This is a genomic window from Arcanobacterium urinimassiliense (genome assembly GCF_900119495.1).
Lineage (GTDB): Bacteria > Actinomycetota > Actinomycetes > Actinomycetales > Actinomycetaceae > Arcanobacterium_A > Arcanobacterium_A urinimassiliense.
In genome coordinates this window covers 563,094-578,967 of sequence record NZ_LT632435.1, presented here as the reverse complement: position 1 = coordinate 578,967, position 15,874 = coordinate 563,094, and the positions used below count along the sequence as shown (strand labels likewise).

At 50.4% G+C, this 15,874-nt stretch carries 15 protein-coding genes; 4 read left to right on the top strand and 11 right to left on the bottom strand.

Going from position 1 to position 15,874, the window contains the following annotated elements:
- Positions 1 to 57: 57 nt before the first annotated feature.
- The gene (gene guaB / locus BQ7117_RS02680; protein WP_073996946.1) at positions 58 to 1,566 is read right to left on the bottom strand and encodes an IMP dehydrogenase; all 1,509 of its coding nucleotides are present in this window, start codon (positions 1,564 to 1,566) and stop codon (positions 58 to 60) included.
- 226 nt (positions 1,567 to 1,792) lie between these two features.
- On the opposite strand from guaB, the gene BQ7117_RS02675 reads away from it, so the two are divergent.
- Together BQ7117_RS02675 and BQ7117_RS02670 are read left to right on the top strand one after the other, a co-directional pair.
- Entirely contained in the window at positions 1,793 to 2,089 is a 297-nt protein-coding gene (locus BQ7117_RS02675) for a WhiB family transcriptional regulator (protein WP_084789829.1), read from the top strand.
- Between the two features lie 211 nt (positions 2,090 to 2,300).
- The gene (locus tag BQ7117_RS02670) at positions 2,301 to 3,404 is read left to right on the top strand and encodes an SGNH/GDSL hydrolase family protein (protein WP_073996078.1); all 1,104 of its coding nucleotides are present in this window, start codon (positions 2,301 to 2,303) and stop codon (positions 3,402 to 3,404) included.
- 74 nt (positions 3,405 to 3,478) lie between these two features.
- Here the strand turns inward: BQ7117_RS02670 and groES are convergent, their stop codons facing one another.
- Entirely contained in the window at positions 3,479 to 3,775 is a 297-nt protein-coding gene (gene groES / locus BQ7117_RS02665) for a co-chaperone GroES (protein WP_073996077.1), read from the bottom strand.
- A gap of 308 nt (positions 3,776 to 4,083) precedes the next feature.
- Here groES and BQ7117_RS02660 point away from each other — a divergent pair, with 308 nt between their 5' ends.
- Positions 4,084 to 5,277: a class I SAM-dependent methyltransferase gene (locus BQ7117_RS02660; protein ID WP_084789827.1), complete on the top strand. Its 1,194-nt coding sequence runs from the start codon at positions 4,084 to 4,086 to the stop codon at positions 5,275 to 5,277.
- A gap of 110 nt (positions 5,278 to 5,387) precedes the next feature.
- Here the strand turns inward: BQ7117_RS02660 and BQ7117_RS02655 are convergent, their stop codons facing one another.
- The 9 genes from BQ7117_RS02655 to BQ7117_RS02615 form a co-directional block, all read right to left on the bottom strand.
- Positions 5,388 to 6,122: a succinate dehydrogenase/fumarate reductase iron-sulfur subunit gene (locus BQ7117_RS02655; RefSeq protein ID WP_073996075.1), complete on the bottom strand. Its 735-nt coding sequence runs from the start codon at positions 6,120 to 6,122 to the stop codon at positions 5,388 to 5,390.
- Positions 6,119 to 8,089, bottom strand: a complete 1,971-nt coding sequence (locus tag BQ7117_RS02650) for a fumarate reductase/succinate dehydrogenase flavoprotein subunit (RefSeq protein ID WP_073996074.1) — start codon at positions 8,087 to 8,089, stop codon at positions 6,119 to 6,121. The genes BQ7117_RS02655 and BQ7117_RS02650 overlap by 4 nt, the downstream gene beginning before the upstream one ends.
- 14 nt (positions 8,090 to 8,103) lie before the next feature.
- A complete protein-coding gene (locus BQ7117_RS02645) occupies positions 8,104 to 8,817 on the bottom strand; it encodes a succinate dehydrogenase cytochrome b subunit (RefSeq protein ID WP_073996073.1) in 714 nt (237 codons plus the stop codon).
- Positions 8,818 to 8,975: 158 nt separating this feature from the next.
- Positions 8,976 to 9,458, bottom strand: coding sequence for a GNAT family N-acetyltransferase (locus tag BQ7117_RS02640; RefSeq protein ID WP_073996072.1), 483 nt, complete (start codon positions 9,456 to 9,458; stop codon positions 8,976 to 8,978).
- 43 nt (positions 9,459 to 9,501) lie between these two features.
- Entirely contained in the window at positions 9,502 to 10,215 is a 714-nt protein-coding gene (gene tsaB / locus BQ7117_RS02635; protein WP_073996071.1) for a tRNA (adenosine(37)-N6)-threonylcarbamoyltransferase complex dimerization subunit type 1 TsaB, read from the bottom strand.
- Positions 10,193 to 11,251 carry a hypothetical protein gene (locus BQ7117_RS02630; protein WP_073996070.1) on the bottom strand — a complete coding sequence of 353 codons (1,059 nt, stop codon included), beginning with the start codon at positions 11,249 to 11,251 and terminating at the stop codon, positions 10,193 to 10,195. Before BQ7117_RS02630 ends, tsaB begins: the two co-directional genes overlap by 23 nt.
- 44 nt (positions 11,252 to 11,295) lie before the next feature.
- Positions 11,296 to 11,841 (bottom strand): tRNA (adenosine(37)-N6)-threonylcarbamoyltransferase complex ATPase subunit type 1 TsaE, encoded by a 546-nt coding sequence (tsaE, locus tag BQ7117_RS02625; RefSeq protein WP_073996069.1) that lies wholly within the window; start codon positions 11,839 to 11,841, stop codon positions 11,296 to 11,298.
- 65 nt (positions 11,842 to 11,906) lie between these two features.
- Positions 11,907 to 13,052: an alanine racemase gene (gene alr, locus BQ7117_RS02620; RefSeq protein WP_073996068.1), complete on the bottom strand. Its 1,146-nt coding sequence runs from the start codon at positions 13,050 to 13,052 to the stop codon at positions 11,907 to 11,909.
- A complete protein-coding gene (locus BQ7117_RS02615; RefSeq protein ID WP_143273953.1) occupies positions 13,052 to 14,683 on the bottom strand; it encodes a bifunctional ADP-dependent NAD(P)H-hydrate dehydratase/NAD(P)H-hydrate epimerase in 1,632 nt (543 codons plus the stop codon). Before BQ7117_RS02615 ends, alr begins: the two co-directional genes overlap by 1 nt.
- Positions 14,684 to 14,885: 202 nt before the next feature.
- Between BQ7117_RS02615 and coaA the strand changes: the two genes are divergently transcribed.
- A complete protein-coding gene (coaA, locus tag BQ7117_RS02610; RefSeq protein ID WP_073996066.1) occupies positions 14,886 to 15,836 on the top strand; it encodes a type I pantothenate kinase in 951 nt (316 codons plus the stop codon).
- The last annotated feature ends 38 nt before the right edge of the window (positions 15,837 to 15,874 follow it).

Genomic DNA, 15,874 nt, shown 5'->3' with positions numbered 1-15,874 from the left:
CTCAATTAATCAAGAGCCGGGCGCTCGATTTAATTATTTAAGATTTCGATGCTCAGTTTAATGCCGCACAGAAGAGTAGTTAGGAGCTTCCACCGTCATCTGCACATCATGCGGATGCGATTCACGCAACCCAGAAGCAGTAATGCGCACAAAGCGCCCGCGCTGCTTTAATTGCTCAATTGTGCAAGCCCCTACATAGAACATAGTCTGATGTAGACCACCTATGAGCTGGTAAACTACCGAGCTAAGCGGCCCCCGGTACGGCACTTGCCCTTCAATTCCCTCCGGAATGATCTTATCGTCAGAAGTTACATCCGCCTGGAAGTAGCGATCTTTCGAATACGATACCCGCCCGCGGGAGCTCATAGCCCCGAGAGAACCCATACCACGATAATTCTTATACTGCTTACCGTTTACGAATACTAGCTCGCCCGGAGATTCTTCGCAGCCAGCTAGCAAAGACCCCAACATTACCGTAGAAGCTCCTGCTACCAGCGCTTTCCCAATATCTCCGGAATACTGTAAACCGCCGTCCGCAATCAACGGCACTCCGGCCGACTGGCAAGCCTGGGCCGCTAAAGAAATCGCCGTAATTTGCGGTACACCCACTCCAGCTACCACCCGCGTGGTGCAAATAGAACCCGGGCCAACTCCTACTTTCACTGCGTCTACCCCAGCGTCAATAAGAGCTTGCGCGCCTTCGCGGGTAGCCACATTGCCGCCAATTACTTCAATGCCGGCAAAGGCAGGATCCGCTTTAATCTTTTTAATCATTTCCAGCGCTAGTTTAGCTTCTCCATTAGCGGTATCCACTACGAGAATATCTACGCCCGCTTCTGCCAAAGCACTAGCGCGCTCCCAAGTATCTCCCCAATATCCGATGGCGGCTCCGACGCGCAGCCGGCCATCTTTATCTTTCGTAGCATCCGGGAATTGCTCAGATTTTACGAAATCTTTCACCGTGATTAAACCAGCGAGTTTACCTTCCTCATCTACCAAGGGAAGCTTTTCAATCTTATGCTTTGCCAGCAGGGTAGCTGCATCTTGCGGAGCAATGCCGACTTTCCCAGTAATAAGTGGCATCGGCGTCATTACATCCCGCACCTTAATTTCATCCCACTTATCCTGCGGCAAGAAACGTAGATCACGATTGGTAATAATTCCGAGCAGCACATTGTCTTTATCTACTACCGGCAAACCGGAAACGCGATACCGCCCACACAGCTCATCGAGCTGGCCAATAGTGGCCTCGGGAGAAACAGTGACCGGATCACTCACCATTCCTGATTCGGATCTTTTCACTAGCCGCACCTGATTTGCCTGCTCGGCAATGGAAAGATTGCGGTGCAAAATTCCTATGCCTCCTTGGCGAGCCATAGCAATAGCCATCTGCGATTCGGTAACTGTATCCATAGCCGCAGAAAGTAACGGCAATTTCACTTTAATGTTTCGCGTCAACTGCGCAGTAGTATCCACTTCAGAAGGAATTACGTCGGTAGCTCCCGGAAGAAGCAATACATCGTCATAGGTCAAGCCCACTAAGGCAAAAGGATTATTTTCGCTCACCTTTCTATTATAGAAATATTTCTGCCAAGCGTCCTCCTGAAAATGTGTGAAAACAAATTCAGCTATCAGCATTACCACACTAAAAGAACCTTGCGGAAAAGCACCTAGAGCGCCTACGCTGGAATACGGTAGGGCAATACAGCCAGAAAACTGGCCTAGGTTGCCTATTTACATATTTTCAGTAAAGAGCTCTAGCCGGTAGGCTACAGCAGGGAAGGACGCAGCCTTGGTCGCACGTATTAGAGATGTTGATAGAGCGCTCGTGGATTTTTGGGATTGGCAGGTAAAAGGTACCTGCAGCACTATGGATCCAGAGTTTTTCTTTCATCCCGAAGGCGAGCGCGGCGGTCCGCGGCGGCGGCGAATTGAACGAGCGAAGCGTATCTGCCAGCACTGCCCCGTAATTTTAGAATGCCGTGAATACGCGCTCGAGCATCGCGAACCCTACGGAGTGTGGGGAGGAATGTCGGAAGAAGAACGCAGCCGAGTGGTGCGCCAACGCCGTCATTCCCGCAGCGCTTAACGTCATTCCCGCAGCGCTTAGTAAGTACCTAATTTAATTCCAGAATAAGGGCAATATTTAATACTGAAATAAAGGCAATACCCGAAATTAATATATGTAAGCCGAGTATTGGCTAAATACTCCCTGTATATTTACCATTTTTTTGCGCTACCTAGTACTATCTGTAGTATAAAGCAATGAAATTTTCTTTATCTGCAGCAAGGGAGCATAAATGCAGAAAAAAACTAAAATTTTCGGAGCCGGAATTTCCACTCTAGCTCTGTTCGGAATGACTATCGGGCTGGGAGTAGTAGCCAGCAGTGCCCAAGGAGCGGAACCACTGAATATTGTCCAGCTGGGCGATTCTTATTCAGCCGGAAACGGTTCGGCTGGAGTATACGAGAGTGATTGCTCCCGCTCTACTACCAATTATGGAGCACAGGTGGCAAAGGAGTTAGGTGCCTCCTATAAGAATGTGGCTTGCTCTGGTGCAGTAGCTGCCGATTTAGTGGAAAGAGCCCAAGATATCTCCACTTTAGGAATGGCGAAGAAGAGCATTACTAAGGCTTATTACCTGCCACGCTCGGAATATCCCGACCAAAGCGCTGAGTGGCAAAAACGCGTAGAAGCAGCGCAGATGTGTGGCGAAGTACCACTTGAGAACGGAGAATGGGAATACCGGCGGGTAGCTCCGGCCCCCGCTGGTAATATCTACACCGCTACCTTGGAGTGCCGCCTGCACAATAAGATGCAGATAGAAGCCGTTACTCCCGATACGGATATAGTATTTTTAACCATCGGCGGCAACGATGCTGATTTCTTCGGCATTGCGGTTAAGTGCTTGGTAATGCGTTCGGGGCAGCTTTGCGATAAGCAGATGAACTATTCGGAGAATATATTGCGTAACGAAGCTGGACAGCGCGTCACAGCTGTACTAGATGCGATAGAGAAAAATTCGCAAGGTAATGCAGAGGTATATCTTCTCTCCTACCCGGATTTAATTAATACTGGCAACTATCTAGTGCCAGAAAATGCTTTCGCTTGGTACGATTTCGGCGCAAAACTGCAGAAGATGCAGCAAGACTATACGCAAATGCAAAGCAATCTAATCGCCGATATGAATCAAAAAACTGCTTCACAGCGCTACCATCTAGTGGATATACGCACGGCTTTTGCCGGGCACGGCATGAATCCATATCGTTATGGTTCCCAAGCTAATACCTGGATTAATCCACCTTTCCAAGGCGGGCCAATTATGGGATATATCCACCCGAATCAAGCTGGCTGGGATGCAGAAGCAGCGGTGCTGAGCGAATACCTACGTACCCATCGCTAATAAACTGCGAATAGCGCAATTTTGGGCATAAAAAATGGGGGCAGAGCGAGAAGCTCTGCCCCCATAAAAAATTTTTAGTGCTCTACCTTAGCGAGGATATCGCGTGCGGAAAGAATAATGTATTCGTCTTCTCCGTACTTGATTTCCGTACCGCCGTAACGGGAATAAATCACCGTATCGCCAGCTGCGATATCTAACGGTACGCGGTTGCCATTGTCATCGATGCGGCCGGGGCCTACAGCAATGACTACACCTTCCTGTGGCTTTTCCTGCGCGCTACCCGGAAGCACAATTCCCGAAGCAGTCTTTTCTTCAGCCTCGACTTGTTGGATAACAATCCGATCCTCGAGGGGCTTAATGGATACCGACATGCGGTCCCCCTTTTCTAAACTCGTATCTTTTTAACGAACCTAGTGGACCCGCCGTCGCGGGGGCCGAGCCCAATCCAGGGCGTAGCACTTGCTACATAACTTACTCTAAGCGGAAATTGGCACTCGGTCAATTTGAGTGCCAGAAAATGCGGAAAAACTCGCTATCTGCGAACGCCTTCCTATCTTCAACAACATCCCCCCACCTCAATAACACCTCCCCACCTCAATAACACCTCCCTGCCCCAATACACCCCGTACCCTAAACAGCACTAAATAAAAATTCTTCTCGTATATGCGAAAATAGAATTGTGCATATTCAGGATTTAGCTAGCGCACCAGGGCAGCAACTTCTCGCCGAGTTACCGGTATACGATGCGGCGCAAGTATTTTCGCTCCACAATCAATTACGAAAGCGCGGCTTCGATAGCGATTTAATTTCTGCTGCGCTCACACAATCTCGGCTCCGCGCCCGTGCCACCGAGAAATTTGGAGATTCGGCAGCGCAGATGCTCTTTACCGCAGCCGGATTAGAACAGGCGACTCGCGCCAGCATAGCAACTGCACATGCAGATTTTTTGCGGAAGCACGGCGCCCAGAAACTGCTCGATTTTGGCTGTGGAATTGGCGCCGACGCACGGAGCTTTGCTGCCGCTGGAATTGCTGTAACGGCAATTGAAAAAGACGGCGAAGCAGCGGCCGCAGCGCGGCACAATTTAGCGGCTTTCCCCACTGCTCGCGTAATCGAAGCAGATGCCAATGATTTAGATTTAGCTGCTCTCGGAGCAGATACGATTTGGATAGACCCTGCTCGCCGAGCCGCTGGAAAGCGTATAAAAAATCCAGCTCACTGGCAACCCAGTTTAGAACACGCAATTGCGCTTGCACAGCGCTATCCACTTTCGGGAATAAAAGTAGCTCCCGGTATTGATTATGCCTTACTACCTGCGTCTGCCCATGTGCAGTGGATTAGTGAAACGCGGGAACTGGCAGAAGCTGTGATTTGGATGGGAGCAGGTATAGAACCTGGGCGGAGCGCACTCGTAATTACTCCTGATGGCGAATATTCCTACCAGGCAGATGGAAAAAATCCACAGCAACCAGCAGAAATGCTAGAGCCAGCTCCCCTCGCAGAATTTATTTACGAACCAGATCCGGCTATTATTCGCGCCGGAGCGATTGCCTCTCTAGCAAAAGCGCAGCAGCTGCGGCCGGTATCCGCCCAGATTGCTTATCTAACTGGAGCAGATCCGATTTTTTCACCTTTTTTAAGTGGTTTCCGTATCCAAGAAGTGCTCAAACCGCGGCCTAAAATAGTGCAAGCGGCACTGCGCTCCCACGGCATAGGAAGAGTAGAAATAAAGAAGCGTGGCACTGCGCTCGTGCCGGAAGAATATCGACGGCAGCTACATTTAGATTCTTCCCTCCCAGGGAGCGCCACTTTAATCTCCACTCCACTAGCTGGAAAGCCGCATATTTTGCTCTGTAGCCGGCTGCAGGTCTAAACTACCGCCTGTAAATGCTGGAGGGCGAGCGGTACACCGCTCGCCCTCCAGAAGAATCAGCAATCTTTTACCGCCTATATGGCAGTACCAGTTTGCTCAGAAATGCTTCTCTATACCGAGGCGCAAATCAAATCACGATTCAACATCGAGATAAACTCTAGTGGCACCTGCTTGGGGCAAGCCTCTGCACAAGCACCCACATTAGTACAACCACCAAAGCCTTCTGCATCATGCTGCGCGAGCATATTTACTACACGCTCTTTCCGCTCGGGTTGCCCCTGCGGAAGCAGACCTAAATGCACTACCTTTGCCGAGGTGAAAAGCATTGCCGAACCATTCGGGCAAGCTGCCACGCACGCGCCACAGCCAATACAAGCAGCTACTTCAAAAGCTTTATCTGCCTTAGGCTTCGCCACCGGGGTAGCGTGTGCATCCGGCGCAGCTCCCGTATTTACAGAAATATATCCACCAGCCTGCACGATGCGGTCAAAAGCAGTCCGGTCTACTACCAAATCGCGCAGCACCGGGAAACCGGTAGAACGCCACGGCTCAATAGTAATGGTGTCGCCATCTTGGAAATGCCGCATATGTAGCTGGCAAGTAGTAGTCACTTCTGGACCATGCGGATCGCCGTTTATTACTAATCCACACTGCCCGCAAATGCCTTCACGACAGTCAGAGTCGAAAGCTACCGGCTCTTTTCCTTCCGCGAAAAGCTCTTCGTTCAGCTGATCGAGCATTTCGAGGAAAGAGGCTGTCTCATCGACGTTTTCAATCGTATGCGTTTCAAAATGACCCTTATCAGCAGGTCCGTTTTGCCGCCAGTATTCGAGATTAATTTTCACTTGTAACTCCGCTGCTTCATTTCGACAAATTCGTAGTTGAGATCTTCCTTGTGTAAGACAGGTGCCTCATTTTCACCCGCCCACTCCCACGCGGCTACGTATGCATATTCATCATCATGCCGCAGAGCTTCACCCTCTTCCGTCTGCGATTCGGAGCGGAAATGACCGCCACACGATTCGTTCCGATGGAGAGCATCGATACACATTAACTCGCCCAGCTCGAAGAAATCAGCTACGCGGCCGGCTTTCTCCAAAGACTGGTTGAGCTCAAATTTACCGCCCGGTACGCGCACATTCTTCCAGAACTCTGCACGCAACTTCCGAATCTCGGCAATAGCTTTCTTCAAGCCAGCTTCATTACGCTCCATACCGCAGTATTCCCACATAATGTGGCCGAGTTCTTTGTGGAAAGAATCCACCGAACGATTGCCCTCATTAGAAATGAGGTGATCGAAACGTTCCTTATTTTCTTTCAGAATCTCTTGCAACTCCGGATTATCCGGCGCTACTTCGGGGAAGCTATTATTTGCCAGATAATCATTAATCGTATTCGGAAGTACGAAGTATCCATCCGCTAGCCCCTGCATAAGAGCCGAAGCTCCCAGCCGGTTTGCTCCGTGATCGGAGAAGTTAGCTTCGCCCGCCACGTACAAGCCCGGAATAGTGGATTCCAGATCGTAATCTACCCACAGGCCGCCCATCGTGTAGTGAACAGCCGGGTAAATACGCATCGGTACTTCATAAGGATCTTCGCCGGTAATACGCTCATACATATCGAAGAGGTTGCCGTACTTAGCCGATACTTGCTCTTTGCCGAGCCGAGCAATTGGCTCTGCGAAATCTAAGTAAACGCCGCGGGAAACTCCTCCGATCTCCGGACCCACACCACGACCTTCGTCGCACATATTCTTTGCCTGCCGCGAAGCAATATCGCGGGGTACCAGATTTCCGAACGAAGGATAGATGCGCTCCAAGTAGTAATCGCGATCTTCTTCCGGAATATCACGCGGATCCTTCTTACAATCTTCTGCCTTCTTCGGCACCCAAATCCGCCCGTCGTTACGCAGCGACTCCGACATCAAGGTCAGCTTCGATTGCGATTCTCCGTGCTGGGGAATACAGGTGGGGTGAATCTGGGTGTAGCACGGGTTGGCGAAATAAGCGCCGCGCCGGTGTGCCCGCCAAATTGCAGTCGCATTGCAGCCCATGGCGTTGGTGGAGAGGAAGAATACATTGCCATATCCGCCGGTAGCGAGTACTACCGCATCAGCAATATGCGTCTCAATTTCTCCAGTGACCATATCGCGCGCCACGATACCGCGCGCCCGGCCGTCAATAACCACTAAATCAATCATTTCGTGGCGGCTAAAGAGCTCTACCGTACCAGCATGTGCTTGGCGCATCAATGCCTGATAAGCGCCAATCAACAGCTGCTGACCGGTCTGGCCACGGGCATAGAAAGTACGAGATACCTGCACGCCACCGAAAGAGCGGTTATCTAATAAGCCGCCGTATTCACGAGCGAAAGGTACTCCCTGTGCTACGCACTGATCAATAATATTGGCTGAAACTTCCGCTAAGCGGTATACATTAGATTCCCGCGCCCGGAAATCGCCACCTTTAATCGTGTCGTAGAAAAGCCGATAAGTGGAATCGTTGTCGTTCTTATAGTTCTTAGCAGCATTTATTCCGCCCTGTGCCGCAATGGAGTGGGCACGGCGCGCCGAATCCTGGTAGAAGAAGGCTTTTACGTGATAGCCCATTTCTCCGAGCGAAGCTGCTCCAGCACCACCAGCAAGGCCGGTGCCAACCATAATAATTGAACGCTTCCGGCGGTTAGCGGGATTCACCAGCTTAGCCGTAAACTGCCGCTGCTGCCAGCGCTTCTCCAAGGGACCCGTCGGTACTTTCGTATCTTTTAAGGCTTCACCCTCGCGGTATAAACCCTGCACTAAATTTTCATTCATTTGTAAATCCGTCCTTAAGAAATCAACCCGGTGAGGATCATCGTCGGAGGCACCATAAAGCCTACGAAAACCATGAGCGCAGCAATATCCGAAATTATCTTAAATGCACGCTCTCTCGTGCGGGAAGAAAGACCAAGAGTGGCCAGCGCCGACCACACACCATGACGAATGTGTAGGCCTACCGCTGCTAAAGCGATGAAATAGAAGGCGTAGAGCCACGGCACATTGAAAGCCGCTACCATCCGCTCATAAGGAGTCATAAGCGCATAATTCTCTGCTCCCACGCTGATATTAAGCGTAGTGAACTGCAGTAAGTGGAAGATAATAAACAATGCGATTATTACTCCACCCCAGCGCATTACCACTGCCGTATAGGATTTACCTGCCCGTACCTTCTTACCGCTGCGCACTTTATAGGCGCTACCGCGCGCTTTCGAAGCGCGAAGCCAGAGGGTAATAGCAGAGTACATATGCAGCACTATGCAGAGCAGCAAAGTGACCCGCATAATCCAAAGGAAGCCTTTATGAGGCAAAATCGGGTAAAGCAAATCTTGATGTAGCCATTCCGCATAGTGATTGTAAACTTCTGCTCCGGCCAACACCTTTAAGTTGCCATACATATGGAATAGTAAAAAGAATACAAAAATCAGACCAGTGGCAGCCATGAGCACCTTAAGTGCTACTGTGGTTTGCTTGCCACGACGTTTAGTTACAGATGAATTAGACACATCTTGAAAATATCAGATTTTTGGCCTTCTGACCTAGGTAAAAGCGCCTAAATCAAGGAAAAGAACGGTGTACAGAGCCGAAATGAGAGAGCTTAGGCACTTTTTTCAGCCTGAACTCTGGCATTCATAGAGGTGAGCCCACCCGGCCAATATCACATTTAATTCTGTGAGAGTTTAGTTGCGTATTTTCCAGAAAGCAGCAAACGCATTATTAGCGCGTCATCATCGGGATAATAATGCGGCCGGATATGGATTTTCTCAAAGCCGAAAGACTGATAAAGACGCTGGGCGCCGGTATCTTTTTTGCGCACTTCGAGAAATACTTGCTCAGTACCCGCTGCCCCAGCCTCCGCCAATAAGGCATGCAGTAATTGGGTAGCTAAGCCCTGCCGCCGTTTATCTGCCGCCACACTCAAAGTAAGCAAATCAGCATCTGGACTGAGAGTGATTCCTCCTAAGGCAATTAAGCGCCCAACACTCTGATGAGGAGCGGGAGGATCTAGAATCATCAAATAGCGCCTTTGTGGGGCACGTAATTCTGCTTCCCAAATAGAAAGTGGCCAAGCAGCGGCAGCAAAATTCTGCGCATCAAAACGCGCACACCTTTCTGCCCATTCTGCCCCCACTTTTTTTATCTGCATTTGCTGCCCAATCTAGCGAGTATTACGCACCCCGGCACGCAGATTAATTATTTAACTCATAAGGGTTGCCCGCAGAATGCGGCTGCGCTTTGCCACCTTGCACATCGGGGCGGCGTAAATACTGGGGCTGCAACGAAAAAGTAATATTTTCTCCCGCTTCACTTCGCGCCTGCCGCGAACGCAACAAACGCACCATGACCGCTGGAGTGCACGCAGCTACGATGCGCTCTCCAGGAAGTTCATCAGCATAGAGATCAGCTTCCGCACACACCACTAAAGCAGGATCTTTTTCCAACTCGCCCGCCAATAACTGCGGAGAAATCACCCGCACTTCCTGCAGCACCTCAATATCGTCCGCGCCTAAAGCCCGCGCGCGCAAAGCGTAAACTTCTTTCCGGCGGGCATCGATTATCGACTCTACAATATTGCCGCCCGCTTTAGCGCCCGCTAGCGCCAACACTTCCGCAGAAGAAAGACCGTAGATAGGCACATCCCAAGCGGCAGCCAGCGTCCGCGCCGTTACCAAGCCAGCGCGTAAACCGGTAAAAGGCGCTGGGCCAGTGCCGGCAATTATCGCGTCTGGCTTTGCGATATCTGCCTGCTCTAAAACTGTTTTCACTAACGGAGTCAGCACCTCCACATGGTGGCGCGTATCTGCCGAACGTGCCACGGCTAATTCGCTAACTTCTCCGAGTCTCTCTGCGCAAATACCCACTATTACTTGGGCAGAAGTATCAATCGTTAAAAAATTCGTCATTTTTCTCGCCGTCTTTCTGCTGAGATTCTAAATTCTTTCCCTTATTTCCCTCGCTCTTTTCCCCGCTACTAGCATCGCCGGCGGTGGCAGCATGCGGCGGCGGAGGCGGAGGTTTTTTCCGCTGCAGAGAATCAGCCCGATAGAGAGAAACCGGCGCAGTAGCGCGGCGAAAACGGTTTTTAGTAGTTTCTTTTACTTTTTTCTCTCTTCTCGTCTCTGCCTCTTCTCCCTGGGGGCGATCAGCTAAATAAGAAACTTCCCAACGCAGCCACAGCAGCGAAATTGCCACTAGGGAAAGCGCTCCTGCCCCAACTAAAATTAACTGCCAGAGTGCGTGGCGCCCCGCCGAAAACTGCCTACTCTCTCCAGTTATCTCTTTTATCTTCGGGTTCTCTGCCAAAAGCTGAGAACGCTGATGCAAAAAATCTGGGAGGGGAATCTTCCCCAAGACAATTTTTTCTCCAGTGCGGCACGCTGCCCGCACTGTGCCATCTTCAGCTATGAACCAAGAATCAAGGCGAGAATCAAAAAAGATTATTTGGGCAGGCTGATACTCCGCCACAATCTTTCCTAATTTTTCATCACTAAATACTTTTTTATCGACGGCTTCTTTCCCGTCCAATTCCACATATAAAGCACCGACAGCTTTGCCTTCCCAAAATAGCGGCGCTATCCTTCCGGGCAAAATTTTAGCGGTCGGTTTATCATCTTTCAGCTGCGGCACCGTAGCTACCGGCACCGAATTACCAATCTGAAAATTTCGCACTTGTGCAGCTGTAAAGTCAGGAAAAACTTCCGGCGCAAAAGATTGTAGTATTGCCGACCCGCGCTGCGCTAACCACTGATCAAATTCAGAAATCGGCTCAGATCCATTACTAGTACGCGGCACAGCCTGGCGCAGATCAGATGCTGCTGCACTACTCGACGAAGCAGCTACCTGCGCATCTACCGATGAACTAGTTGAAGGGGTAGCACAGGCAGAGAGCAAACTGAGGCACAGTATCCCCAGCACACTCCCTATTTTTTTCACCCGCATATCTCTCTACTCCGCTTCTAGCGCCGCTTTATTCTCCGTGTACTTTACTCTACTGTAGCAGCCGGAGGGAGCTGTAATTTTTGCAATTCTGCAGCTTGCGTAATAATCTCTACTAATTCCGTGCTACGCGAGCCATAAGAAGTAAGTAAGAGTTCCCGCGGTGCATCTCCGTAGAGATCAGCAGGCTCTGCCCCTAAAGCACTGCCTTCCGGGCGGGAAATTTGAATCTCTAAGCGATCGGTGGAAAGTACTTCCGTCTTTCCCTTTCCCCACTCCACCACCGTCAAAGCGGTATCGAAAGTGGTATCTAAATCCAACGCGTCGAGCTCTTCTAAGGAAGTGAGCCGGTAGGCGTCTACGTGCACTAAATCTAAATTACTGCCGCGATAAATCTGGGCAATTACGAAAGTAGGAGAAGATACGCTCGTGCGCACTCCCATACCGCGTGCAATCCCCTGGGTCAGGGTGGTCTTTCCCGCCCCTAGAGGGCCATTTAGCATTATAAAATCTCCACCCCGCGCATTACTCCCCAGGACGGCACCAACTGCCTGTATATCTTCTGCAAGCGGTACGTGTAAAGCAAGCTGCATTTCTATTTCTCCTTTTCCAACCGCCTATTATTCAACTTAAACGCGGAATATCTACTCCGTACTCGTCATTCCATATACTGGCGAGGAATACGGGCTCCTAAACGGCAAATAATTTCATATCCAATAGTGCCGGAATCGGCTGCCCAATCGTCCGCAGTCGCATATCCTTTTGCCGAATCACCAAAAAGCACTGCAATATCTCCAGGCTGCACCCCGGGAGCATCTACGACGAACTGATCCATACAAATTCGCCCCAGAATCGGGCAATCTTGCCCATTAATCACCACACTTGCACTATTAGAGGCATGACGCGGTACCCCGTCTGCATATCCCAGTGGCACCGTGCCTAGGTGCGCCGCTTTCCCGAGAGTGACGGTGTGCCCGTAGCTAATACCGGTGCCGGCTGGTACATCGCGCGTAGACACAATATCCGCCTCTAGCTGCATTACCGGATGTAAATCTAACTCTTCCGCGGTAGCTAATTCCGGATTTGGACTCAATCCGTAGAGCATAGCCCCGAGCCGCACCATCGAGTATCGCGTTTCCGGATGCCAAAGCAACCCAGCTGAAGCAGCTAAGTGACAAAATTGCACTTCGAGGCCGGCAGCTTCCAAAACTTGGCGAGCTTCTTCAAAAATAGCTACCTGTTGGTCAGTAGTAGGAGAAGAAAGTTCATCTGCGCGAGCTAGATGCGACCACAGCCCCACCATTTCCAGCAGACCACGCCGGCGGTACTCTACTAATTTCGGCACTATTTGCCGAAATTCCTCTAGCAAGAATCCACTCCGCGCCATACCGGTATCTACTTCTATATGCACCCGCGCTGCTACATTGAGCTTCTCCGCCGCCGCTATTATTTCATCCAAGGTCCACTTCGCACCGACCGAAAGATCAATACCGAGCGTAAGCGCTTCGGCAAAAGGTGAACCTGGTTCTGCGATTAAAGCCAACATTCGCCCACGCTGTTGCAAGGTCTTGCGCAATTGGATAGCTTCACCTAGCTGAGCCACACCTAGCCAATTAATTCCCGCATCTAAGGCCCACCGGCTGATTTGTTCTTTCCCGTGCCCATAGGCATCTGCTTTCACAATCGCAAGAATCTCGGTATCCCCTGCTAAATCCCGAGCTCGCTGCAAATTATGTAAAAACGCTGAGCGAGAGATGAGCGCGCGCGAAGGATAATAACCGTCTTGAATGCTTGAATCTGGCATTAATAAATCCTTCCTTTCGGCGAATCTGCTAGTGCAAAAGGCACAGCACCGATAATATCGCTGGCTTTTATAGGTTTGCCTGATTTAGCTAAGTGGTGTGGCTGATATCGCCCTATCAATTTTACTTCTTTATCTAGCTCCAACTGCCCGGCGGCTATTTTTCCCGCGGTAGAGTGCAGATACACCGCCGCCGCAGCTGCTTCTACCAAGAGTTGCTCAGAAGAATTTACCGCGCTTTCTTGCGCGCGCGCCTCCGCCATTCGGTGCTGTCCTGCCACGCGCTGCCGAGCCGCCAACTGCCCGAGTATTCCCCCTAATATTCCCGCTAGCACATCGCCAGAGCCAGCAGTCGCCAACCAGCCGGAGGAATCTCCTTGCGCGGCTAAGTATCCGCTCGGGCTCGCTATTAAGGTTACTGCTCCTTTTAATACCACTATTGCCTGCGTATACAGCGCTGCTTGCTGCGCCCACTTCCGAGGCTGCGCCAGAATATCCTCCACACTTAGGTTTTCCCCATAGGCACGCAGCAGCCGGCATAGTTCGCCGGTGTGCGGAGTCAAAATAGTTGGGGTCACCACCGCATCCGGTAGACCGGCTCTCTCTGTCAATAATTGCAAGCCACCCGCATCTAAAACTGTTGGTATCCCGCGGGTGCGTAGCTCGGAAAAGACTTCTTGCAGCGGAGCAATTTCCACTATTCCACTGCCGATCACTGCGGCATCTATTTTTCCGGCCACCGGCACTACTTCTGGGCAAGCACTCGCCACCAAAGGGCTCTCCCCTAAGTAACGCACCATACCGGCACCCACTGCTTGTGCGCCTTGGGTGCAAAGCACTCCTGCCCCCGGATATTGCCGAGACCCCGCGTAAATACCCACCACTCCGCGCGTATATTTATTATCGGCAATACTCGGCACAGAAAAGAATCGCTTCATATCTGTTTTTTCAAACTGTATTACTGCCGGTGCACCAGTTAAATAGGGGGCGAAACCCAAATCAGCAATTTCTATTTCGCCTGCATAATATGCAGCCGGCGGCAGTAATAACCCTGGCTTCAGGCATCCCATAGCGATAGTAGCGGCAGCTGGTAAATATTGACCAGGTATCTCCCCCGTATCGGCGTCAATTCCAGAGGGGATATCTATTGCCACAATATACGGGGGCGTCTTAGAAACTAAATCTCTTCTCTCCGAATTTAGAATTTCTAACCAATCGGCAATAGGAGGACGAGGGGATCCTTTTGCTCCAATCCCCAGCAAACCATCTAGCCAAATTGCAGCTCGCTGTGCCATTTTTTTCAGCTGCACCGCAGGGGGATTTTCCAGTATTTGCACTCCGGCACGCCGCGCCGCCACGATTGCCTCCTGATGGCCAGGTGCTACTACTGCGGCCGCTACCGGCATTCCACGCCGCGCTAAATAAGCACCGGCATAGAGAGCATCGCCCCCGTTATTTCCTTTCCCCGCCAGAATTAGTACAGATTGCTGCGCGAGAGTGAGATTAGTTTTTTTACAGTGCCGAATGACGTGCTGGGCAGCAATATAAGCAGCTTCCTGCATAAGCGGGCGCCCCTGAGCTAAAAGCGGAGCTTCAGCGGCCCGCACCTGCGAAGTGGAGTAACTGCACTGCATTCTATGACTTTCTTTTTTATTTTCTTCCTTTATAGAATACCCTACTGCGTATCCTCCACCCGTTCTCACTTCATTACTTTTTGCTTTCCCCTCCTCCCGCTTCTCCTCCCAGTTCGCTCCTTTTTTTCTAGCAAGTTAAACTACGAGGTAGAGATAAAAAGTAGCGGGATAACCCCGAGCCACGCCTAAAATTGAGGAAATTATGCCTAATCTTTCACAAGAATTCGCTCCATTTATGCGTATTTCTAGCCAACATTGGCGCTCTTTAGCTACTTCTACGGAAATGCCTATCACTGCAGCAGAAGTAAAAAAACTCGCTTCTATCGGAGACCCCATCACAATTGCAGAAGCAGATGCTATCTATCGCCCGCTTTCGGCACTTATGCAGCGCTACGCCCGCAATAATCGCTCTCTGCTCGCGGAAACTGACGATTTCCTAAATGTACATTCTCCTCATACTCCCTGGATAATCGGGATAGCTGGCTCAGTAGCAGTAGGAAAATCTACTACGGCGCGCCTACTCCAGGCCTTAATGAGCCGCTGGCCAGATACACCGAACGTAGATCTAGTGCCTACCGATGGATTTATCTATCCAAATAGTTATTTAGAAGAGCGCGGCCTGCTCAACCGAAAAGGATTTCCTGAATCCTATGATTTCCCCGCCCTGCTGAACTTTTTAGCAGATGTAAAAGCCGGAAAAGAAAATCTGGAAGTACCTATCTACGACCACGTCACTTACGATATTCTGCCCGGGAAAACTCTGAAAATAAATAGGCCAGATATTCTCATTATCGAAGGACTGAACGTATTACAACCTCCCAAATATAAAGCAGATTCAGCTGATTTTCGAGCTGTTTCTGATTATTTCGATTTCTCTATCTATATAGATGCCACTGAAACCGCTCTAGAAGATTGGTATATGAGCCGTTTTCACCAGCTTTGGGAAGATGCACTTCACAATGACGAATCTTTCTTCACCAATTTCACGCATCTCACCCCGCAAGAGGCCTCTCAGATGGCGCGGGACGTGTGGCGCACTATAAATCTGCCAAACCTGCGCGAAAATATAGCCCCCACCCGTTCCCGAGCTACGGTTATTCTGCGCAAAGGGGCAAATCATTCCGTAGAAGAAGTATTGCTGCGCAAACTTTAGGTTCTGCCCAATATAAATACTGGGCAGAACCTAGCTAT

Bases quoted from the DNA above. Each gene is read 5' to 3' on its own strand.
- BQ7117_RS02670 (WP_073996078.1), top strand. From the start codon at position 2,301: ATGCAGAAAAAAACTAAAATTTTCGGAGCCGGAATTTCCACTCTAGCT.
- groES (WP_073996077.1), bottom strand. From the start codon at position 3,775: ATGTCGGTATCCATTAAGCCCCTCGAGGATCGGATTGTTATCCAACAA.
- BQ7117_RS02650 (WP_073996074.1), bottom strand. From the start codon at position 8,089: ATGAATGAAAATTTAGTGCAGGGTTTATACCGCGAGGGTGAAGCCTTA.
- BQ7117_RS02640 (WP_073996072.1), bottom strand. From the start codon at position 9,458: ATGCAGATAAAAAAAGTGGGGGCAGAATGGGCAGAAAGGTGTGCGCGT.
- tsaB (WP_073996071.1), bottom strand. From the start codon at position 10,215: ATGACGAATTTTTTAACGATTGATACTTCTGCCCAAGTAATAGTGGGT.
- BQ7117_RS02630 (WP_073996070.1), bottom strand. From the start codon at position 11,251: ATGCGGGTGAAAAAAATAGGGAGTGTGCTGGGGATACTGTGCCTCAGT.
- tsaE (WP_073996069.1), bottom strand. From the start codon at position 11,841: ATGCAGCTTGCTTTACACGTACCGCTTGCAGAAGATATACAGGCAGTT.
- alr (WP_073996068.1), bottom strand. From the start codon at position 13,052: ATGCCAGATTCAAGCATTCAAGACGGTTATTATCCTTCGCGCGCGCTC.
- BQ7117_RS02615 (WP_143273953.1), bottom strand. From the start codon at position 14,683: ATGCAGTGCAGTTACTCCACTTCGCAGGTGCGGGCCGCTGAAGCTCCG.
- coaA (WP_073996066.1), top strand. From the start codon at position 14,886: ATGCCTAATCTTTCACAAGAATTCGCTCCATTTATGCGTATTTCTAGC.